21 protein-coding genes are annotated in these 18,741 nt (G+C 67.8%); 12 read left to right on the top strand and 9 right to left on the bottom strand.

Annotated features, from left to right (window positions below):
• Nucleotides 1-15 precede the first annotated feature (15 nt).
• Entirely contained in the window at nucleotides 16-501 is a 486-nt protein-coding gene (locus ACVCL3_RS00130) for an FKBP-type peptidyl-prolyl cis-trans isomerase (RefSeq protein WP_395121409.1), read from the top strand.
• Nucleotides 502-750: 249 nt separating this feature from the next.
• Here ACVCL3_RS00130 and ACVCL3_RS00135 read toward each other — a convergent pair whose 3' ends face one another.
• Nucleotides 751-1,275, bottom strand: coding sequence for a C40 family peptidase (locus ACVCL3_RS00135; protein ID WP_395121408.1), 525 nt, complete (start codon nucleotides 1,273-1,275; stop codon nucleotides 751-753).
• Nucleotides 1,276-1,447: 172 nt separating this feature from the next.
• Here ACVCL3_RS00135 and ACVCL3_RS00140 point away from each other — a divergent pair, with 172 nt between their 5' ends.
• From ACVCL3_RS00140 to ACVCL3_RS00155, 4 genes are all read left to right on the top strand, one after another.
• Nucleotides 1,448-2,707, top strand: a complete 1,260-nt coding sequence (locus ACVCL3_RS00140; protein WP_447100131.1) for an NAD(P)/FAD-dependent oxidoreductase — start codon at nucleotides 1,448-1,450, stop codon at nucleotides 2,705-2,707.
• Between the two features lie 51 nt (nucleotides 2,708-2,758).
• On the top strand, nucleotides 2,759-4,108 hold the full coding sequence (gorA, locus tag ACVCL3_RS00145; RefSeq protein WP_447098629.1) for a glutathione-disulfide reductase: 1,350 nt from the start codon (nucleotides 2,759-2,761) through the stop codon (nucleotides 4,106-4,108).
• Nucleotides 4,109-4,204: 96 nt separating this feature from the next.
• The gene (hutG, locus tag ACVCL3_RS00150; RefSeq protein ID WP_447100132.1) at nucleotides 4,205-4,984 is read left to right on the top strand and encodes an N-formylglutamate deformylase; all 780 of its coding nucleotides are present in this window, start codon (nucleotides 4,205-4,207) and stop codon (nucleotides 4,982-4,984) included.
• A gap of 187 nt (nucleotides 4,985-5,171) precedes the next feature.
• On the top strand, nucleotides 5,172-5,414 hold the full coding sequence (locus ACVCL3_RS00155) for a hypothetical protein (protein WP_395119225.1): 243 nt from the start codon (nucleotides 5,172-5,174) through the stop codon (nucleotides 5,412-5,414).
• Nucleotides 5,415-5,459: 45 nt separating this feature from the next.
• Here ACVCL3_RS00155 and ACVCL3_RS00160 read toward each other — a convergent pair whose 3' ends face one another.
• The 7 genes from ACVCL3_RS00160 to asnS form a co-directional block, all read right to left on the bottom strand.
• Nucleotides 5,460-5,900: a RidA family protein gene (locus ACVCL3_RS00160; RefSeq protein ID WP_395119223.1), complete on the bottom strand. Its 441-nt coding sequence runs from the start codon at nucleotides 5,898-5,900 to the stop codon at nucleotides 5,460-5,462.
• Entirely contained in the window at nucleotides 5,897-6,562 is a 666-nt protein-coding gene (gene can, locus ACVCL3_RS00165) for a carbonate dehydratase (protein WP_395119221.1), read from the bottom strand. The genes ACVCL3_RS00160 and can overlap by 4 nt, the downstream gene beginning before the upstream one ends.
• A gap of 37 nt (nucleotides 6,563-6,599) precedes the next feature.
• The gene (locus ACVCL3_RS00170; protein WP_447100133.1) at nucleotides 6,600-8,078 is read right to left on the bottom strand and encodes an aldehyde dehydrogenase; all 1,479 of its coding nucleotides are present in this window, start codon (nucleotides 8,076-8,078) and stop codon (nucleotides 6,600-6,602) included.
• A 113-nt stretch (nucleotides 8,079-8,191) separates the two neighbouring features.
• Nucleotides 8,192-8,980, bottom strand: a complete 789-nt coding sequence (locus ACVCL3_RS00175) for an SDR family oxidoreductase (RefSeq protein ID WP_447100134.1) — start codon at nucleotides 8,978-8,980, stop codon at nucleotides 8,192-8,194.
• A 22-nt stretch (nucleotides 8,981-9,002) separates the two neighbouring features.
• Nucleotides 9,003-9,314, bottom strand: a complete 312-nt coding sequence (locus tag ACVCL3_RS00180) for a hypothetical protein (RefSeq protein ID WP_395119215.1) — start codon at nucleotides 9,312-9,314, stop codon at nucleotides 9,003-9,005.
• Nucleotides 9,311-10,111: a hypothetical protein gene (locus ACVCL3_RS00185; RefSeq protein WP_395119213.1), complete on the bottom strand. Its 801-nt coding sequence runs from the start codon at nucleotides 10,109-10,111 to the stop codon at nucleotides 9,311-9,313. Before ACVCL3_RS00185 ends, ACVCL3_RS00180 begins: the two co-directional genes overlap by 4 nt.
• Before the next feature lie 5 nt (nucleotides 10,112-10,116).
• Nucleotides 10,117-11,517 (bottom strand): asparagine--tRNA ligase, encoded by a 1,401-nt coding sequence (gene asnS, locus ACVCL3_RS00190; protein WP_447100135.1) that lies wholly within the window; start codon nucleotides 11,515-11,517, stop codon nucleotides 10,117-10,119.
• Nucleotides 11,518-11,665: 148 nt separating this feature from the next.
• Between asnS and ACVCL3_RS00195 the strand changes: the two genes are divergently transcribed.
• The 7 genes from ACVCL3_RS00195 (at nucleotide 11,666) to radA (ending at nucleotide 17,833) form a co-directional block, all read left to right on the top strand.
• Nucleotides 11,666-11,992, top strand: a complete 327-nt coding sequence (locus tag ACVCL3_RS00195; RefSeq protein WP_136258380.1) for a HesB/IscA family protein — start codon at nucleotides 11,666-11,668, stop codon at nucleotides 11,990-11,992.
• A gap of 171 nt (nucleotides 11,993-12,163) precedes the next feature.
• A complete protein-coding gene (rpsF, locus tag ACVCL3_RS00200; protein ID WP_395119207.1) occupies nucleotides 12,164-12,589 on the top strand; it encodes a 30S ribosomal protein S6 in 426 nt (141 codons plus the stop codon).
• A gap of 15 nt (nucleotides 12,590-12,604) precedes the next feature.
• Complete coding sequence (rpsR, locus tag ACVCL3_RS00205; protein WP_007081973.1) at nucleotides 12,605-12,835, top strand: 30S ribosomal protein S18; 231 nt, start codon at nucleotides 12,605-12,607, stop codon at nucleotides 12,833-12,835.
• Between the two features lie 155 nt (nucleotides 12,836-12,990).
• Nucleotides 12,991-13,440 (top strand): 50S ribosomal protein L9, encoded by a 450-nt coding sequence (rplI, locus tag ACVCL3_RS00210; RefSeq protein WP_395119205.1) that lies wholly within the window; start codon nucleotides 12,991-12,993, stop codon nucleotides 13,438-13,440.
• Nucleotides 13,441-13,718: 278 nt separating this feature from the next.
• Nucleotides 13,719-15,113, top strand: a complete 1,395-nt coding sequence (locus tag ACVCL3_RS00215) for a replicative DNA helicase (RefSeq protein ID WP_395119203.1) — start codon at nucleotides 13,719-13,721, stop codon at nucleotides 15,111-15,113.
• Nucleotides 15,114-15,271: 158 nt separating this feature from the next.
• Nucleotides 15,272-16,360, top strand: a complete 1,089-nt coding sequence (gene alr / locus ACVCL3_RS00220; RefSeq protein ID WP_447100136.1) for an alanine racemase — start codon at nucleotides 15,272-15,274, stop codon at nucleotides 16,358-16,360.
• Nucleotides 16,361-16,447: 87 nt separating this feature from the next.
• A complete protein-coding gene (gene radA / locus ACVCL3_RS00225) occupies nucleotides 16,448-17,833 on the top strand; it encodes a DNA repair protein RadA (protein ID WP_447100137.1) in 1,386 nt (461 codons plus the stop codon).
• A gap of 18 nt (nucleotides 17,834-17,851) precedes the next feature.
• On the opposite strand, the gene ACVCL3_RS00230 is transcribed toward radA, so the two are convergent.
• Nucleotides 17,852-18,652: a cytochrome C assembly family protein gene (locus tag ACVCL3_RS00230; RefSeq protein WP_447100138.1), complete on the bottom strand. Its 801-nt coding sequence runs from the start codon at nucleotides 18,650-18,652 to the stop codon at nucleotides 17,852-17,854.
• Nucleotides 18,653-18,741: the final 89 nt, after the last annotated feature.

The raw sequence follows: 18,741 nt of genomic DNA on the forward strand, positions 1-18,741 counted from the left end.
CTTGCGAGACACATGATGAAAGCTGGAAAGGACAAGGTGGTTTCCCTGCACTACACGCTGACGGTGGCCGGCGACAAGGTCGAAAGCTCGCACGACCGCGACGAGCCGTTGTGGGTGCTGCTTGGCCACGGCCAGCTGATTCCCGGTCTGGAAGCCGCCCTGGAAGGCCACGAAGCCGGCGAGAATCTCGCGGTGGACGTGGCCGCCGTGGACGCCTACGGCGAGCGCCAGGAAGGCCAGATCCAGCGCATGTCCAAGAAGTACTTCCCGCAGGCCAGCCGACTCAAGCCCGGCATGGTCACCGTGCTGCAGCTGAAGCAGGGCGGCCAGCGCGCCGTCACCGTGCACAAGGTCGGCATGAGCACGATCGACGTGGATCTCAACCATCCGATGGCCGGCAAGGACCTGCATTTCGATGTCGCCATCGGCGAGGTGCGCGAGGCCACCGAGGAAGAACTCCAGCACGGCCATGCCCATCCGCCGGGCAGTGCGGAGCACTGAGCAGGGGATATCGAATCAAGGCAATGACGGCGCCCTCGGGCGCCGTCATTCGTTGGCCCTCTCCCTTCCACGGGAGCGTTGGAGAGGGGTAGCCCGGGCGACCCGCGGAAGTCCCACTGCGGGTGAGAGGTCCGGATGAGGGCCGGCAATTCGTGCAGGCGCGCACCCTGTGCGCGACGATCTTCGCCGCGTAACGAAAGGCATCGTGCACAGGGTGCGCTCCTGCAGGGTTCCGGCCCGTGTCGCCCCTCAATCCAGCACCCGCTTCCCGTACGCGAAATGATCGCCCCAGTACGGCCCGTCGATGTCGTCCAGCCGCACCGTGCCACCGCTGTTCGGCGCATGCACGAAACGCCCCTTGCCGACGTACACGCCGACGTGGCTGATGCTGCCGCCGATGTCGAAGAACACCAGGTCGCCGCTGGCCAACTGGGTCATGCGCTTCACCTTGTGCGCGCGCATCGAGGCCATGGCGTGCGAGGTGCGTGGCAGGGCGATGCCGGCCGCCGTGCGGTAGATGTAATCGACCAGCCCGCTGCAGTCGAAGCCGCCGGCCGGCGTGTTGCCGCCCCAGCGATAAGGCGTGCCCACCAGGCCGATCGCGCGGAACAGGATGTCGTTGGCTTCGCCCGCGCTGGCGGCTGACGGTGCGCGTGGCGGCAGGTCGGCCAGCGCGGAATGCGAAGTCCTGTAGGTCGGCTCGCGATGGTGCGGCGCGCTGGCGCAAGCGGCCAGCAACGCGAGCATGGCGCCGAGCAGCAAGGCGTGCGTCATGCGCCGGGCGGCGGCGATCGACGTGACGCGGCGTGTTCGGTCCATGCGCATGGCGGGGTCCCGGCTTGAGTCGGGCTGAGGTTATCAAATCAATGGGTTGGAAGAAAGTTCTCACAAGTTGGTGCAGTTGTGGCCATGCCGCGGTATCGGCGCAGCTGGTTACAATCCGTCGATGGATTCGGATCGCGACGATGTGTTGATCCTTGGTGGCGGCGTCATCGGGCTGGCCTGTGCGCTGCAACTGCGCAAGGCCGGTGCCAGCGTGCGCGTGCTGGAGCAGGGCACGCCCGGTTGCGGCAGTTCGCACGGCAACTGCGGCACCATCACGCCCAGCCATGCGGCGTCGCTGGCCATGCCGGGAATGATCGGCGTGGCGTTGCGGTCGATCGCCCACGCCGACGCGCCGCTGTATCTCGACCCGCGCCTGGACGGGCCGCGGCTGCGCTGGCTGCTGGGTTTCGCGCGCCATTGCAACTGGAGCGACTTCCATGCGGCGACCCATGCGCGGCTGGCGATCCTGCAGCGCTCGCGCCGGTTGCTCGGCGAGCTGGTGCGTGACGAAGGGCTCGACTGCGAGTTCAGCGAGCAGGGTACCTTGCATGTCTACCGCACGGACCGGCTGCGCCAGGCGGACGAGAAGGGGCATGCGGCGCTGCTGGAAAAACTCGGCGTGACGGTGCAGCGCCTGGACGGCGCCGAGGTCGAGGCGATGGAGCCGGCCTTGAAGCCGGGCGTGGCCGGCGGCGTGCTGCATCCGCAGGATGCCTCGCTGCGGCCGGACCGCTACGCGGCCGAGCTGGCGCGCCGCGTGCTCGAACGCGGCGGCACGATCGAGAGCGGTGCGTGCATCGAGGGCTTCATCACCGACGGTACGCGGATCACCGGCGTGCGCACTTCTCGCGGCGCGTTCCGCGGCGAGCGCATCGTGATGGCGCTGGGCGCGTGGTCGCCGCTGCTGGCACGACAACTGGAGCTGCGCCTGCCGATGCAGCCGGGCAAGGGTTATTCGATCACCTGGGATCGTCCCGCGCTGGCGCCGCGCCGTGCGCTGAGCCTGCGCGAACCTTCCGTCTGCGTCACCTGCTGGAGCGACGGTTTCCGGTTGGGCAGCACGATGGAGTTCTCCGGCTACCGCACCGGGCTCAATCGCACCCGTCTGGAGGCGCTGCGCCGCGGCGCCGCCGCGAACCTGCGCGAACCGGCCGGTGGCCGGTTGTTGGAGGAATGGTGGGGTTGGCGACCGATGAGCGTCGACGAAGTGCCGATCATCGGCCCCAGCACGCGCTGGACCAATCTGTGCCTGGCCACCGGCCATGGCATGCTGGGGGTGAGCATGTCGGCGGCCACCGGTGAACTGGTGGCGTCGCTGCTGGCCGGCACGCCGGCGCTGCTCGACGCCACCCCCTACGCACCCGCGCGTTTCGGGCTGTAGCGATCGCGGCGCCATCCGTCGGCGCCTCCCACGAACGCCGAGGAGCATGCGATGACGGCAAGCCATGACCTGATCGTGCTGGGCGCCGGTTCCGGCGGCCTGGCCACGGCCTTTCGCGCAGCCAGGCATGGTGCCCGCGTGGCCCTGGTCGAGCCGCGAGAACTGGGCGGCACGTGCGTCCATCGCGGCTGCGTGCCGAAGAAGGCCATGTGGATCGCCGCGCAATGGGCGCAGGAGCAGCGCTGGGCGACAGCGCTGGGGTTCGATGCACAGCCCGGGCCGCTGGACTGGCGGCACTTTCGCGAGGTGCGCGTGGCCTACATCGGAGGCATCGACCGTCGCTATGCCGAACGGCTGGAGCAGGCCGGTGTCGAGCTTGTGCGGCAAGCCGCGCGATTCGTCGCGACGGACACGGTGGAGCTGGCCGATGGCCACCGTGCGCAGGCGCCGCACGTGGTGATCGCCACCGGCGCACGGCCGCGTCGGCTGGATCTCCCCGGCTTCGATCTGGGTCTGGTGTCGGACGACATCTTCGCGCTCGACGCCGCGCCCGCGCGCGTGGCGATCGTCGGCGGCGGTTACGTGGCGTCGGAGTTCGCCGGCTTGCTGCGGGCGCTCGGCTGCAGTGTCGAGATGCTGGCGCGCGAGCGCCTGCTCGGCGGGTTCGACGCGGAACTGGTGCGCGCCCTGCGCGAACACATGCATGGCCAGGGCATCGCCGTGCAGCTGGACACCGACGTGCGCGGCGCACGTCGCACCGACGATGGCATCGTGCTGGACGACGCTGCCGTTGCCGGCACGCGAGGTCCCTACGACGCGGTGCTGTGGGCGGTGGGGCGCGTGCCGAACACCGAATCGCTGGGTCTGGATACTGTCCGCGTGAAGCGGGACGACAAGGGCCACGTCACGACCGATGCCTGGCAGGACACCAACGTCGCGGGCATCCACGCGGTGGGCGACGTCACCGGCCGGCATGCGCTGACCCCGGTGGCGGTGGCCGCCGGGCGCGCGCTCGCCGACCGCCTGTTCGGCGGGCAGGACGAGTCGCGGCTGGATTACCGCAACATCCCCAGCGTGGTGTTCTCCAAGCCACCGCTGGGTCGCGTCGGCCTCACCGAGGAAGAGGCCCGCGAGCGCCACGGCGACGCGGTGCGCATCCACTGCAGCCGCTTCACGCCCATGGCCTGGGCGCTGGTGGGCAAGCGTGAGCAGAGCCTGATGAAACTGGTGTGCGTTGGCGAGGACGAACGCGTCGTCGGCATTCATCTGCTGGGCGCGAGTGCCGACGAGATGCTGCAAGGGTTCGCGGTAGCCCTGAAGCGCGGCATCCGCAAGCGCGATCTCGATGCCACGGTGGCGATCCACCCGACCTCGGCGGAAGAGCTGGTGTTGATGGATTAGTGGCCGCGATCGAAGACTCGGGATTCGGGGGAGCGGCCGCATGCGGGCTTTGGCTTTCGACTCCCCAACCCTGATCCCGGCCCTTAGACTACCCCCATGGACACGTTCACCTTGCACCGGGGCCGCGTACCCCTGCTGATCAGCCTGCCGCACGATGGCAGCTTCATTCCCGCCGACATCGCCGCGCGCATGCCCCCGGCCGCGCGGCGCTCGCCCGATACGGATTGGCACGTGGCGCGGTTGTACGAGCCGCTGGCCGAGGCGCTGGGCGCCAGCGTGCTGAAACCTGCCGCCTCGCGTTACGTGGTCGACCTCAATCGGCCTGCCGATGGCCATGCGCTGTATCCGGGCCAGCGCGAGACCGGCCTGGTGCCGTTGATCGGCTTCGATGGCGAGCCCTTGTACTGCGACGGCGATGCGCCCGACGCGGCCGAAGTTCAACGGCGGATAAACGAGTACTGGCAGCCTTACCACGATGCATTGGCGCAGGAACTTGCGCGGTTGCGGGCCGAACACGGCCGCGTGGTGCTGTGGGAAGGCCATTCGATCCGCAGTCGAGTGCCGATGCTGTTCGAGGGCAGGCTGCCGGATTTCAACCTCGGCACGGCAAACGGGGCGAGCTGCGATGCCGCCCTGCAGATGCGCCTGGCCGATGGCCTGCAGGCGCAGTCGCGCTTCAGCGTTGCGATCAACGGGCGTTTCAAGGGCGGTTACATCACCCGTCATTACGGTCGCCCGGACGCCGGCGTGCAGGCGGTGCAACTGGAGCTGGTGCAGCTCAACTACATGGACGAGGCGAGCTTTGCCTATGACGCGTCGAAGGCGTCGCAGGTGCAGGCGTTGATCGAATCCTTGTTGCGCACCTGTCTGGACTGAACGCAAGAAATTGCCGGCGGCCGGAGCGTTTTTCGACTGTCAAGATCCGGCGCGATCCGGCGCACCGAAATGGCCTGCTGCATTCAGCAGCCGTATGTCCTGTGCGCCGCATTGTCTTGCCGTCGCGCCACCCGAGGCGCCGGGTTCCGGCCGGGCTCGCGGCATTTCTTCTCCGAGGTTTGTCACCATGATGCGTAATGTTCTGATTGCCTCCCTGCTGGTTGCGGGCGTGGCGCTTTCCGGCTCCGTGCTGGCCCAGGCTGCTGCCCCGCAGGCCGCCGCCCCCGCGGCGCAGGCTGCCGTGGCAACCAAGGCCGCCCCGGCGACCGAAGCTGCGCCGAAAGCCGCTGCGCACACGACGACGCACCACAAGACCCACAAGCATCACAAGAGCCACAAGAAGGCCGCCGCCACGCCGACCGCGGGCTGATCCCGCGCCGGCCTGGAAAGGTTCTGGCTTCAGTGCCCCGCCGACTCAGGTCGGCGGGTTTTTTTGTGCCGGCAGCGCGGCAATGCACTTGAGCTCGATCGCGATCGGCGTGGGCAGGCTGTGGATGCCCAGCGTAGTGCGGCAGGCGTCGACGCCGGCGAAATATTCCGCGTAGAGGCGGTTGTAGGTCGCAAAGTCGCGCGCCATGTCGGTCAGGAACACGGTGACGTCGATGAGATCGGTCCACTGCGCACCGCTGGCTTCCAGCACGGCGCGCACGTTGGCGAACACCTGTCGGCATTGCGCCTCGATGTCGTAGTCGAGCAGACGGCCATCCGCGTCGTGGACGTTGCCGGGAATGGCATTGCTGCCCGGTTGACGCGGGCCGACGCCGGACAGGAACAGCAAATCTCCGACCCGCCGCGCGTGCGGATAGGCGCCCACCGGTTGCGGCGCGGCGTCGGTGCGGATACCCGCGCCGCTCATGCGCCGCCGGTCCAGCGGCGGGTCAGCTGGGCCACCGCCTGCTCATAGGCTTCGGGCAACTGTTCGCGGCCGCGCACGTCCAGCCCCAGGTCGTGCATGTGACCGTTGTCCAGGCCGTAGATCCACGCGTGCACGGCCAGTTGCTGACCACGCTCCCAGGCTTCACGCACCACCGTGGTGTGGCAGACGTTGAGCGCCTGTTCCAGCGCGTTCAACTCGCACAGGTGGGCGTGGCGCAGGGCGAACGACTGGTTCGGGTCGAGCTTGTCCGAGTGCTTCAGGGCAATGTCGGTGATGTGCCGCAGCCAGTTGTCGATCAGGCCGAGGCGGCTCTCCTTCAACACCGCGCCGACGCCGCCGCAGCCGTAGTGGCCGACGACCAGGATGTGCTTGACCTTGAGCACGTCCACCGCGAACTGGATCGTGCTGAGCGCGTTGAGGTCGGTGTGCACCACCACGTTGGCGACGTTGCGATGCACGAAGATCTCGCCCGGCGGCAGGTCGACGATCTGGGTGGCCGGCACGCGCGAATCCGAGCAGCCGATCCACAGATACTGCGGCGCCTGCTGCTGCGACAACTTCTCGAAAAAGGTCGGGTCCTGCGTGGTGACCTGATCGGCCCAGCGGCGGTTGTTGGCAAGCAGATCGTTCAGTGAGTTCATCGAGGTTCCAGGCGTTTCGGACGGGTGGCGCGGCGTATCAGGGGCTGGCACCGTACGCGATGCAGACGTTTTTCGGTTCGGTGAAGAAATGCAGCGCCTCGGCACCACCCTCGCGGCCGACGCCCGATTGCTTGGCGCCGCCGAACGGCGTGCGCAGGTCGCGCAGCAACCAGCAGTTGATCCACACGATGCCGAATTCGAGTTGCCCGGCCAGCCGGTGCGCGCGGGAAAGATCCTGCGTCCACAGCGACGCGGCCAGTCCGTAGTGGCTGTCGTTGGCGATCGCCAGCGCCTCGGCTTCGTCCTCGAACGGGATCAGCGCGACCACCGGGCCGAAGATTTCCTGCTGGTTGGTCTGCGCCGAAGAGGGCAGCCCTTCGATCACGGTCGGCGCGATGAACCAGCCGCCGGTGCAGCGGCCCGGCACGGCAACCGCCGCGCCGCCACACAGCACGCGCCCGCCCTCGGCGCGGGCCTGTGCGATGCAGCCGAGCACCTTGTCGTAGTGCGCCCGCGACACCATGGCGCCGAGGTCGCTGCGTGCGTCGTCCGGATCGCCCACGCGCAGCGCCTGCACGCGCGCAAGGTAGCGTTCGCGGAACGCGTCGTAGATGGAGCGCTGCACCAGCAAGCGCGAGCCGCACAGGCAGATCTCGCCCTGGTTGGCGAAGCCCGAGCGCACGATGGTGTCGAGGTTGGCGTCGGAAAGATCCGCATCGGCGAACACGATCGCCGGATTCTTTCCGCCCATCTCCAGCGAGACTTTCTTGAACGCCGGTGCCGCGACGGCAGCGATGGCCGCGCCAGTGCGCGTGGAGCCGGTGAACGACACCGCCTTGACCGCCGGATGCGCCACGATGGCCTCGCCGACCTGTGGCCCCAGCCCGTGCACGATGTTCAGCACGCCCGGCGGAAAGCCGGCCTCGATGCTCAGCTCGCCCAGCAGGGCGGCAGTGCACGGCGTGATCTCCGAGGGCTTTGCCACCACCGTGTTGCCGGCCGCCAGTGCCGGCGCGATCTTCCAGGTGAACAGGTACAGCGGCAGGTTCCACGGACTTATGCAACCGACCACGCCGAGCGGCTGGTGCAAGGTGTAGTTGATGGCGCCGGCGCCCGGCGTGCCCGTTTCCATCGCATGCGACTCGCTGCCCCAGCCGGTGATCGCGGCGGCGAAGTAGCGCAGGTTGCTCACCGCGCGCGGGATGTCGAGGCGGCGCGCGAGGGCGAGCGGCTTGCCGCTGTCGCGCGATTCCAGCGCAGCGAACTCCTCCAGCCGCGCCTCGATCAGGTCGGCCAGGCGGTGCAGCAAGTGCGCCCGTTGCTCGATCGGCGTGGCCGCCCAGGCGGTTGCTGCGCGACTGGCGGCGGCCACGGCGGCCCCGACATCGGCGGCATCGGAATCCGGGCATTGGGTCAACACGCCCGCCGTGGCGGGTTCGTGCACGTCGAGCCAGCTGTCGCTAATGGGCGCCCGCAGGCGGCCGTCGATCAGGTTGGCTAGGCGCGGAGTGGACATCCGCGTCATCTTAAGTCCAGCACGCGACAATTGCACCGAACGCGACCGTACGCAGGGCGCGCGACGCGCTGGATGGGCCGGGCTTCAGTCGGGCTGCTGGCGGGTCTGGTCGCTCAGAGCGAGCGCATGCGCCCACCGTCGACCGGCAGGCTCGTGCCGGTGATGTAGCTGGCCGCCGGGGAGGCGAGGAAGGCGACGGCGGCGGCGGTTTCCGCGGGATCGGCGAAGCGGCCCATCGGAATCTCCGCGGCCATCTCGCGAGCGACTTCCACTTCGCTGCGCCCCGACTTCTGCGCCCGTACCCGCACGATCTGCTCGATCCGCGGCGTGTGGGTGGAGCCCGGCAGCACGTTGTTGACGGTGATGCCCAGCGGCGCCAGTTCGCCAGCCAGGGTCTTGGCCCAGCTCGCCACCGCGCCGCGGGTGGTGTTGGAGACGCCGATGCCGGAGAGCGGCTCCTTCACCGAGGTGGAGATGATGTTGACGATGCGGCCCCAGCCGGCGTCGCGCATGCCGGGGATCACCACCTGCGCCAGCGTGTGATTGGCCAGCAGGTGCTGGCCGAAGGCATCGAGGAATTGCGGCGGCGTGGCGTCGAGGATGCTGCCCGGCGGCGGTCCGCCGCTGTTGTTGACCAGGATGTGCACCGGCGCCGCCGCGACCAGGGCTTCGACCCGTTCGCGCAGGCTGCCGGTGTCGCCCGCATCGGCGACCAGCAGGTCGTGGTGCTGCGCGCCGTCGGTGTGCGGCAGGCAGCCGACCACCTCGGCCAGCACTTCGGCGCGACGCGCAAGCACGGTGACGTTGGCGCCGAGCAGGGCCAGCTCGATCGCGCAGGCACGGCCGATGCCCTGGGAAGCGCCGCAGACCAGCGCATGACGTCCACTCAGATCCAGTTGCATGGGGTTCTTCCTCGGTGAGGGGTCAGGAGGAGAGACGCGTGGCCAGCGCGCCCAGCCAGCACAGCCAGCCTAGCCAGGGACCCAGTCGCCACAGGTGGCGCCAGCGGTCGATCGAGCGGTCGCCCAGCGCCGGCAGTGCCGGCGAGCGCAGCACCTGCTGCATTCGCGCCCAGCGGCGCCAGGCGGAGGGCCGCGCGTGGTCGGCTGCCGCGATGATTTGCCAGTGTTGCGGATAACGCCGTCGCAACAGCGTGGCCAATCGGTATTGCGCCACGAACGACAGCACAAACAGGCCCACCCCGGCGACCAGCAACGCCAGGTACAGCACGATCACGACGAACTGCCGCGTTTCCCGCTCCAGGGCAGCGGCAACTCGTTCAGCAGGCCGTCGCCGTGGGGTGCTTCGCCGCACACCGCGTTGTCGATGGCTTTCTGGTAGACGGAGTTCATCATGCCGATCCACAGCGACCCGTCCGGCCCGTGCGGGATGCTGAAGCTGCCGCTGGAGTTCATCTTCAGGGTGGCCGCAGTGGTGGCGTTGGAGAGCGAGGCCGGCGACTGCTCCCAGTAGGTCTTGCCCGACTGCTGGTCGGCCGAGCTGTAGACCAGCAGGTAGTGGGCCTTGTCGCTGTCGATCTTGAAACTGCCGAAGGCCCCGCTGGTTTCGTCGCTCCAGCCCATGTGTTCGCACAGGCGGATGTCGTCGAAGCGGATCGGCTGGAAGCCGTCGTCGAGCAGCACGATGGTGGGCGCGAACAGGTAGCTGGCATGCAGCCAGCGTCCGTTCAATTCCGATTTCAGCGCCACCCGGTACGGCAGCTTCATGCCGGTGGGCAGGCGGAAGGCGAGGAAATAGCTCTTGGTGCCGTTGAGGTTGGCGACCATGCTGCCGCTGCCCAGGGTGAACTTCTGCGGCTGCCACGGCAGCAGGCTGCGGTAGGAGAAATCGGCGAAGCTGCTGCAGCAGGGCGTGGCCTGCTGCAGATGCAGTTGGGCGATCTTCAGCGGATCGCCGGGGTCCTCCGCGGGCGGCCGCAGGTTGGGCGGCAGCAACGCCTTGGCGGCATGGCAGCCGGTCAGCGCGAGGGCGGCGGTGAACACGGCGGCAAGGGCGGCGAAGCGGTACGACATGGGCGTCAGAACTCGGCGGTGCCGGCGGCACGCGGGTAGGGGATGGCGTCGCGGATGTTGGACAGGCCGCAGATGTAGACCAGCAGGCGCTCGAAGCCGAGGCCGAACCCGGCGTGCGGCACCGTGCCGTAGCGACGCAGGTCACGGTACCAGCCATAGCTGGCCGGATCGAGGCCGAACTGGATCATGCGGCGGTCCAGATGATCCAGCCGTTCCTCGCGCTGGCTGCCGCCGATGATCTCGCCGATGCCGGGCGCGAGTACGTCCATCGCGGCCACGGTCTTCTCGTCATTGTTCAAGCGCATGTAGAACGCCTTGATCGCCTCGGGGTAGTTCATCACGACCACGGGGCGGCCGACATGTTTCTCGGCGAGGTAGCGTTCGTGCTCGGTCTGCAGGTCGATGCCCCAAGCCACCGGGTATTCGAACTTCTCGCCGGACTTCTTCAGGATCTCGATCGCGTCGGTGTAGTCGATGCGCTCGAACGGCTTGGCGATGAATGCCTCCATCCGGCTGATCGCATCCGGTTGCACGCGTTCGGCGAAGAACGCCATGTCGTCGGGGCGTTCGTCCAGCACGGCCTTGAAGATCGCCTTGAGGAAGCCCTCGGCGCAGTCGGCATTGGCGGCCAGGTCGGCGAAGGCGATCTCCGGCTCGCACATCCAGAACTCGGCCAGGTGGCGCGCCGTGTTGGAATTCTCGGCGCGGAAAGTGGGACCGAAGGTGTACACCTTGCTCATCGCCAGGCAATAGGCCTCGACGTTGAGCTGGCCGGACACGGTGAGGAACGCCTCGCGGCCGAAGAAGTCCTTGCGGAAGTCGATCTTGCCGTCGGGCAGGCGCGGCAGGTTGGCCAGGTCCAGCGTGGACAGCCGGAACATGTCGCCGGCGCCTTCGGCATCCGACGTGGTGATGATCGGCGTGTTGATCCAGAAGAAGCCCTGCTCGGTGAGGTGGCGATGGATCGCCGTCATCATCGTGTGCCGCACGCGCGTCACCGCGCCGAACAGATTGGTGCGCGGGCGCAGGTGGGCGACCTCGCGCAGGAACTCCATCGAGTGCTGCTTGGGCTGGATCGGGTAGGTCTCCGGGTCGTCGACCAGGCCGGTGACGATCACCTCGCCGGCCTGGATCTCGAAACGCTGACCCTTGCCCTGCGAGGGCACCAGGGTGCCCGTGACGATCACGCCCGCGCCGGCGGTGAGGTGCTTCACCTCGCTCTCGTAATTGGCCAGGGTGGCCGGCACTACCGCCTGGATCGGGTCGAAGCAGGAGCCGTCGGTGACGTTGACGAAGGACAGGCCGGCCTTGGAATCGCGGCGCGTGCGCACCCAGCCGCGCACGGTCACCTGGCTGCCGGCATCGATGCTGCCCGACAACGCCTGCTTCACACTGACCACGGCCATGGATTGGAACTCCTGCTGCTTGCGCACCGGTCGGTGCGCTGGATGGTGGGCGCCCGCGCGGCGCGCGGAGCCAAACCCGCATGATAATGTAGGGCTTGCCCGGGTCGCGACACCTGCCGCCCATTTCACGAGATCGAATCCGCCTGCCATGAGCATCAGCATCACCCCCGCTGCCAACGAACGCATGCGCCACTTCCTCGCCTCGACGCCCGCGGCGGCAGGCGTGCGCTTCGGGGTCAAGCGCACCGGCTGTTCGGGGTTTGCCTACGTGGTCGACCTGGCCGAGTCGATGGACGAGGGTGACCGGCTGCTGGAGGTGGACGGCGTGCCGCTGATCGTCAGCGACAAGAGCCTGGCCCTGGTCGACGGCACCGTCATCGACTTCCAGCGCCACGGGCTCAACGCCAGCTTCGTGTTCCACAACCCGAACTCCACCGGCGAGTGCGGCTGCGGCGAGAGCTTCACCGTCAGCTGAGCGCCTCTGCCCGGCGCGCAGGCTTTTCAATGACTTGCGTGGCCGTTGTGCGTCATCGTACAATTCCGCTTCTGTCTGCACCCGAAAGGGCACGGGCGGGACACTTGCCTCACCGCACTGACGGGAGGCTGCCAGGCCGCTTTGGCCGCATCCACAAGGAGTCAACCCACGATGACCCTGCGTCATTACGAAGTCGTATTCATGGTCCATCCGGACCAGAGCGAGCAGGTCCCCGCCATGCTCGAGCGCTACAAGTCGCTGATCGAGGCCGACGGCGGCAAGATCCACCGCCTGGAAGACTGGGGCCGGCGCCAGCTGGCTTACCCGATCGTCAACCTGGCCAAGGCACACTACGTGCTGCTCAACATCGAAGTGAGCCAGAACGCGCTGAACGAGCTGGAGTCCGGCTTTCGTTTCAACGACGCCGTGCTGCGCCACCTGGTGATCCGTCGTGACGAGGCCGACATCGAGCCGTCCTTCATCCTGAAGTCGAAGGAAAAGGACGACGCCAAGTCCAGCCGTCGCCGCGACGACGACAACGATGGCGAGAGCCGTGGCCATGGCCACGCCGACAACGATCGCGACAGCGACGACTGATCAGGGAGCACCCACATGTCCAAGTTTTTCCGCCGCCGCAAGTTCTGCCGCTTCACTGCCGAAGACGTGAAGGAGATCGACTACAAGGATCTCAACACCCTGCGCCAGTACGTCACCGAGAACGGCAAGATCGTGCCCAGCCGCATCACCGGCACCAAGGCGCGCTACCAGCGCCAGCTGGCCACCGCGATCAAGCGCGCGCGCTTCCTCTCGCTGCTGCCGTATACCGACAACCACGACGTCTGAGGACGTCGAGGGAATAGGGAGTAGGGAATAGAGAATCGGTTGTTCAGTCGTACCGCCTTTTCTATTCCCTATTCGCCATTCCCTATTCCCTCAATTCGGACAACCGTCCTCTGGCTGCGTCGGGCCACACCGGCGCTAACGAACAGGAAAGCATCATGGAACTCATTCTTCTGCAGAAAGTCCGCAATCTCGGCAACCTGGGTGACAAGGTCACCGTGAAGCCGGGTTACGGCCGCAACTACCTGCTGCCGCAGGGCAAGGCCGCGCGCGCCAATGCCGCCAACCTGGCCGCATTCGAGCAGCGTCGCGCCGAGTACGAGGCCAAGGCCAACTCCGTGCTGGCCGACGCCGAAGCGCGCAAGGCCAAGCTCGCCGACGTGGCGGTGACGATCCCGGCACATGCCAGTGCCGAGGGCAAGCTGTTCGGTTCGGTCGGCCCGCGCGACATCGCCGAGGCCCTGGCCGCCGAAGGTCACGCCGTCCACAAGGGCGAAGTGATCCTGGGCGAAGGCCCGCTGCGCACCACCGGCGAGTTCGAGGTTGCCGTGCACCTGCACGCCGACGTGCACACCACCGTCAAGGTGATCGTGGTCAGCGACAAGTAAGTTCCGGTCCATCGGAAACGTCCGGGCGCCGCGAGGCGCCCGTTTGTTTTTCGAGGGCCGGGAATGGGGAACAGGGCATCGGAAACGGCCTGGCCGCTGCCTTCGATTTACCACTCCCGATTCCCCATTCCCGGCTTTATCCCCAGCCATCCCCAACATATCCACAGAGTTGTTGTCTCGACGCGTGAGACGCGGCCGCGCATGATGTGTCGACATGTCCGCCCACCTGCGGTCGGCGCCTGCGGCGCCGGTGGCGGGGTCGTTCCCGAGGTAATCCGATGTCCTTCGTCCCAGAGCGCAAATCCTCCTCCGCGGCGATCGAGGCGTTGCGGGTGCCGCCGCATTCCATCGACGCGGAGCAGGCGGTGCTGGGCGGGTTGATGCTGGCCCCCGGCGCGCTGGACAACGTCGCCGACCGGCTGGCCGAGGACGATTTCTACCGCAAGGATCACCGGCTGATCTGGCGCGCGATCAACGAGCTGGCCAACAAGGGCATGCCGTGCGACGCGGTGACCCTGGGCGACTGGTTCGAGAGCAATGGCCTGGCCGAGATGGTCGGCGGGGCCGGCTACCTGATCGAGCTGGCCAACAGCACGCCCAGCGCGGCGAACATTGCCGCCTATGCCGAGATCGTGCGCGAGAAGTCGGTACTGCGCCAGCTGATCGACGCCGGCACCTCGATCACCGAGGACGGCTACCGGCCCGAAGGCAAGAGCGTGCACGAGGTGCTGGAAAGCGCCGAGCAGCGCGTGTTCCACATCGCCGAATCCGGCGCCCGCGGCAAGAAGGATTCCGTCTCGATGCGCGAGGCGGTGAAGGATGCCTTCAAGCTGCTCACCGAGCGCTACCAGAACCGCGGCCAGCTTACCGGCGTCAGCACCGGCTTCACCGACCTGGACGAGCTCACCTCCGGCCTGCAGCCGTCGGACCTGATCATCGTGGCCGCGCGCCCCTCGATGGGCAAGACGGCCTTCGCATTGAACATCGCCGAGACTGCGGCGCTGGGCAGCAAGAAGGCGGTGGTGGTGTTCTCGATGGAGATGTCCTCCTCGCAGCTTGCATTCCGCCTGATCTCCTCGGTGGGCCGCATCCACCAGCAGCATCTGCGCAACGGCACGCTGGAGGAGGAGGACTGGCCGCGCGTCTCCAATGCCATCGCGCTGCTGTCCGACGCCAAGATATTCATCGACGACACGCCCAGCCTGTCGCCGGTGGAGTTGCGTTCGCGCGCGCGCCGGCTGCATCGCGAGCACGGCGGTCTCGGCCTGATCGTGATCGACTACCTGCAGCTGATGCAGGTGCCCGGCAACACGGAGAATCGCGCCACCGAAATTTCAGAAATCTCGCGTTCACTGAAGGGGCTTGCCAAGGAGCTGAACGTGCCGGTGATCGCCCTGTCGCAGTTGAACCGCTCGCTGGAACAGCGCGCCGACAAGCGCCCGATGATGTCCGACCTGCGCGAGTCCGGCGCCATCGAGCAGGACGCCGACGTGATCATGTTCATCTACCGCGACGAGTACTACAACAAGGAATCGCAGGACAAGGGCATCGCCGAAATCATCATCGGCAAGCAGCGCAACGGCCCCACCGACACCTGCAAACTGACCTTCCTCGGCCACTACACCAAGTTCGTGAACTACGCACCGGACTCGTTCGTGGGCGGGTTTGATTGAGGCAGGGAATCGGGAATGGGGAATAGGGAATCGAGAAGCGCCTGCAATATCCGGGGCATTCCGGTGTGTTTGCCAGGTCCGGAACATCAGGGCATGTCTCGAGGCCACGTGCTGTTCCCATTCCCTATTCCCCATTCCCGATTCCCTGGCGAAGCCCCATGAGCCGCACCACCGTCGCCACCATCCATCTCGGTGCGCTGCGCCACAATCTGGCGCGGCTCAAGGCCATGGCGGCGCCGGCGAAGGTGATGGCGGTGGTCAAGGCCGATGCCTACGGGCATGGGCTGGAGCGGGTGGCGCGTGCGCTGGATGGCGAGGCCGAGTGCTTTGCGGTGGCGGCGTTGGGCGATGGCCTGCGCCTGCGCGCGGCGGGGCATCGGCAGCGCATCGTGGTGTTGTCCGGGCCGGACAAGCCGGGCGACCTCGCCGAGATGCAGCGGCTGCAGCTGGAAGCGACCATCCACCACGAGGCGCAGTTGCCATGGCTGGCCGCGATGGCGCCGGTGCGCGGGCGGCTGCGGGTGTGGCTGAAGGTCGACAGCGGCATGCACCGGCTGGGCTTCGCGCCCGGGCGTGTCGCGGCGGTGCATGCGCAGCTGGCCGCGATGGCCGGCGTCGATCCCGAGATAGGCCTGCTTACGCATTTTTCCGATTCGGAGGTGTTCGACGGCCCGCAGACGCCGGCGCAGATCGCCCGTTTCGCGGCGGTGACGGACTCGTTCGCCGGCCCGCGCTCGCTGTCCAATTCCGCCGCGGTGCTCGGCTGGCCCGACGCGCGCGGCGACTGGGTGCGCACCGGCGGATTGCTGTACGGCTTGTCGGTCGTCGAGGGCAGGCATGGTGGCGATTTCGGCTTCCGCCCGGCGATGACGCTGTCCACCCGGCTGATCGCGATCAACCGCATCGGCCGAGGCGAGCGCATCGGCTACAACGGCACCTGGGCCTGTCCCGAGGACATGCCGGTCGGTGTGGCCGCGGTCGGCTACGGTGACGGCTACCCGCGCAGTGCCGCCGCCGGCACGCCGGTGCTCGTCGGCGATCGCCGCGTGGCATTGATCGGCCGGGTCTCGATGGACCTGATCACGCTCGACCTGCGCGGCGCACCCGACGCGACGATCGGCGACCGGGTGACGCTGTGGGGGCCGCAGCTTCCGGTCGAAACGATCGCTGCCGCGGCCGGCACGATCTCCTACGACCTCACTTGCGGCATGACCCGCCGTGTGCTGTTCGTCGAGGATGAAGGCTGACATCGTTGCGCGCCGCGCGCGTCTCGCCGCCTGCGATGGTCGCGCACTAAACTCGTTGTCCTCTGTCGCTTCACTCGGGAAATCCGCATGGCCAAAGCCAGGACCGCCTACGTCTGCACCGAATGCGGCGCCGAGCACAGCAAGTGGCAGGGACAGTGCGTCGAGTGCGGGGTGTGGAACACGCTCAGCGCGATCGTGCTGGAGCCGGCCACGGCGGGCAAGGCGTCGGCAGGTGCACAGCGTTCCAGCTATGCCGGCGCCGCTGCGGGCGCGCCGAAGATCACGCCGCTGACCGAAGTGATGCTGACCGCCGACGCGCGCACGCTGACCGGCATCGGCGAGCTGGACCGCGTGCTGGGCGGCGGTCTGGTGCAGGGTTCGGTGGTGCTGATCGGCGGCGATCCGGGCATCGGCAAGTCGACCCTGCTGTTGCAGGTGCTTGGCACGCTGGGTCTGCAGCTGCCCAGCGTCTACGTCACCGGCGAGGAGTCGCTTTCGCAGGTGGCCGCGCGCGCGCAGCGCCTGGGCCTGGCGCTGGAGCCGCTGCAGGCGCTGGCCGAGACCTGCATCGAACGGATTCTCGAACAGGCCATGGCCACGCGGCCGAAGGTGCTGGTGATCGACTCGATCCAGACCATCTGGACGGAATTGCTGGCCGCCGCGCCCGGTTCGGTGTCGCAGGTGCGCGAGTCGGCCGCCAAGCTCACTCGCTTCGCCAAGGAGACCGGCACGGCAGTGTTCCTGGTCGGCCACGTGACCAAGGAGGGCGGCATCGCCGGGCCGCGCGTGCTCGAGCACATGGTCGATGCGGTGCTGTATTTCGAGGGCGAATCGGGCAGCCGTTTTCGCGTGTTGCGCGCGTTCAAGAACCGCTTCGGCGCGGTCAACGAGCTGGGCGTGTTCGCGATGAGCGACAAGGGCCTGCGCGAGGTGCCGAATCCGTCGGCGATCTTCCTTTCCTCGCACAGCAGCCCGACTTCCGGCAGTGCGGTGATGGTGACTCGCGAGGGCACCCGCCCGTTGCTGGTCGAGGTGCAGGCGCTGGTGGACCAGTCCTCGCTGGGCAATCCGCGTCGGGTCACCCTGGGCCTGGAACAGAACCGTCTCGCCATGCTGCTGGCCGTGCTGCATCGGCATGGCGGCGTGGCCGCGTACGACCAGGACGTGTTCGTCAACGTGGTCGGCGGTATCCGCGTGCAGGAAACCGCGGCCGATCTGCCGGTGCTGCTGGCGGTGCTGTCCAGCCTGCGCGATCGCCCGCTGCCGGAGCACATGGTCACCTTCGGCGAAGTGGGCCTGTCCGGCGAGATCCGTCCGGTGCCCAATGGCGAGGAGCGGCTCAAGGAAGCGGCCCATCACGGCTTCCGCCGCGCGATCGTGCCCAAGGCGAATGCGCCGAAGAAGGGCAGGGTCGGCGAGATGGAAGTGATCGGTGTGGAGCGGCTGGGAGAGGCGATCGACGCCTGCCGCTAGAACCGGTCGCGGGCGGATTCAGCCCATCGTGCGCTGCAGGATCACTTCCAGCACGAATTTCGAGCCGAAGAACGCCAGCCCCAGCACCGCCATGCCGATCAGGGTGAGGTTGACGGCGCTGCGCCCGCGCCAGCCATGGCGCCAGCGACCCCACAACAAGGCCCCGAAGATCAGCCATGCCACGACGCTGAGCACCGTGGTGTGCACGAGGTGTTGCGCACGGATATTGGCGATGAACAGGAAGCCGCTCAGCAAGGTCAGGGTGAGCAGCGCGAATCCGGCGCCGATCAGGCGAAACAGCAAGGCTTCGGTCTGGGTCAGCGGCGGCAGGGCGCGAACCAGCATGCCTGGCCGGCGCGCGCGCAGCGCGCGCTCCTGCACCGCCAGCAGCAGGGCGAGTACCGCGGCGATGGACAGCACGCTGTAGGCAAGCAGCGCGATCACCACGTGCAACTGGATCTGCCAGTCCATGGGCCTGGGCACGGTCGGCGGCGCCAGGAACACGTCCAGCGCCAGCAACAGTGCAGCCAGCGGAAACACGATCACGCCCAGCCCGGCGACCGGTCGCGACAGGTTCACCAGCAGGGTCAGCGCAGCCACCACGCAGGCCACCAGCGACAGCGCGGCGAAGAAGTGCAGGTCGAGCCGGCCGCCATGCGCTCCCAGCAGGACCGCTGCGTGCAGCAGGACCGCCACCGTTGCCGTCGCCAGGCCGAGCCGCCGCGGCGAGCGCGGACAACCCGTCAGCGGAGCAGCCAGCAAGGCGGCGCCGCCGGCGTAGAGGGCGATGGCGAGAATGGAAGGAAGAGTCAGCGACATGACGGTGAAGTGTCGCACAGGGCCCGGCCGGGTTGCATGCGGGAGCCGATCGATCCGTCCGCTATAATCATCCTTTTCCTGTTCGCCGG

The sequence above is a fragment of the Rhodanobacter sp. UC4437_H4 genome (assembly GCF_052978425.1).

Excerpts from the sequence above, each read along its gene's own strand:
- ACVCL3_RS00130 (WP_395121409.1), top strand. The coding sequence starts at position 16 with ATGAAAGCTGGAAAGGACAAGGTGGTTTCCCTGCACTACACGCTGACG.
- ACVCL3_RS00135 (WP_395121408.1), bottom strand. The coding sequence starts at position 1,275 with ATGACGCACGCCTTGCTGCTCGGCGCCATGCTCGCGTTGCTGGCCGCT.
- ACVCL3_RS00140 (WP_447100131.1), top strand. The coding sequence starts at position 1,448 with ATGGATTCGGATCGCGACGATGTGTTGATCCTTGGTGGCGGCGTCATC.
- gorA (WP_447098629.1), top strand. The coding sequence starts at position 2,759 with ATGACGGCAAGCCATGACCTGATCGTGCTGGGCGCCGGTTCCGGCGGC.
- hutG (WP_447100132.1), top strand. The coding sequence starts at position 4,205 with ATGGACACGTTCACCTTGCACCGGGGCCGCGTACCCCTGCTGATCAGC.
- ACVCL3_RS00155 (WP_395119225.1), top strand. The coding sequence starts at position 5,172 with ATGATGCGTAATGTTCTGATTGCCTCCCTGCTGGTTGCGGGCGTGGCG.
- ACVCL3_RS00160 (WP_395119223.1), bottom strand. The coding sequence starts at position 5,900 with ATGAGCGGCGCGGGTATCCGCACCGACGCCGCGCCGCAACCGGTGGGC.
- can (WP_395119221.1), bottom strand. The coding sequence starts at position 6,562 with ATGAACTCACTGAACGATCTGCTTGCCAACAACCGCCGCTGGGCCGAT.
- ACVCL3_RS00170 (WP_447100133.1), bottom strand. The coding sequence starts at position 8,078 with ATGTCCACTCCGCGCCTAGCCAACCTGATCGACGGCCGCCTGCGGGCG.
- ACVCL3_RS00175 (WP_447100134.1), bottom strand. The coding sequence starts at position 8,980 with ATGCAACTGGATCTGAGTGGACGTCATGCGCTGGTCTGCGGCGCTTCC.
- ACVCL3_RS00185 (WP_395119213.1), bottom strand. The coding sequence starts at position 10,111 with ATGTCGTACCGCTTCGCCGCCCTTGCCGCCGTGTTCACCGCCGCCCTC.
- asnS (WP_447100135.1), bottom strand. The coding sequence starts at position 11,517 with ATGGCCGTGGTCAGTGTGAAGCAGGCGTTGTCGGGCAGCATCGATGCC.
- ACVCL3_RS00195 (WP_136258380.1), top strand. The coding sequence starts at position 11,666 with ATGAGCATCAGCATCACCCCCGCTGCCAACGAACGCATGCGCCACTTC.
- rpsF (WP_395119207.1), top strand. The coding sequence starts at position 12,164 with ATGACCCTGCGTCATTACGAAGTCGTATTCATGGTCCATCCGGACCAG.
- rpsR (WP_007081973.1), top strand. The coding sequence starts at position 12,605 with ATGTCCAAGTTTTTCCGCCGCCGCAAGTTCTGCCGCTTCACTGCCGAA.
- rplI (WP_395119205.1), top strand. The coding sequence starts at position 12,991 with ATGGAACTCATTCTTCTGCAGAAAGTCCGCAATCTCGGCAACCTGGGT.
- ACVCL3_RS00215 (WP_395119203.1), top strand. The coding sequence starts at position 13,719 with ATGTCCTTCGTCCCAGAGCGCAAATCCTCCTCCGCGGCGATCGAGGCG.
- alr (WP_447100136.1), top strand. The coding sequence starts at position 15,272 with ATGAGCCGCACCACCGTCGCCACCATCCATCTCGGTGCGCTGCGCCAC.
- radA (WP_447100137.1), top strand. The coding sequence starts at position 16,448 with ATGGCCAAAGCCAGGACCGCCTACGTCTGCACCGAATGCGGCGCCGAG.
- ACVCL3_RS00230 (WP_447100138.1), bottom strand. The coding sequence starts at position 18,652 with ATGTCGCTGACTCTTCCTTCCATTCTCGCCATCGCCCTCTACGCCGGC.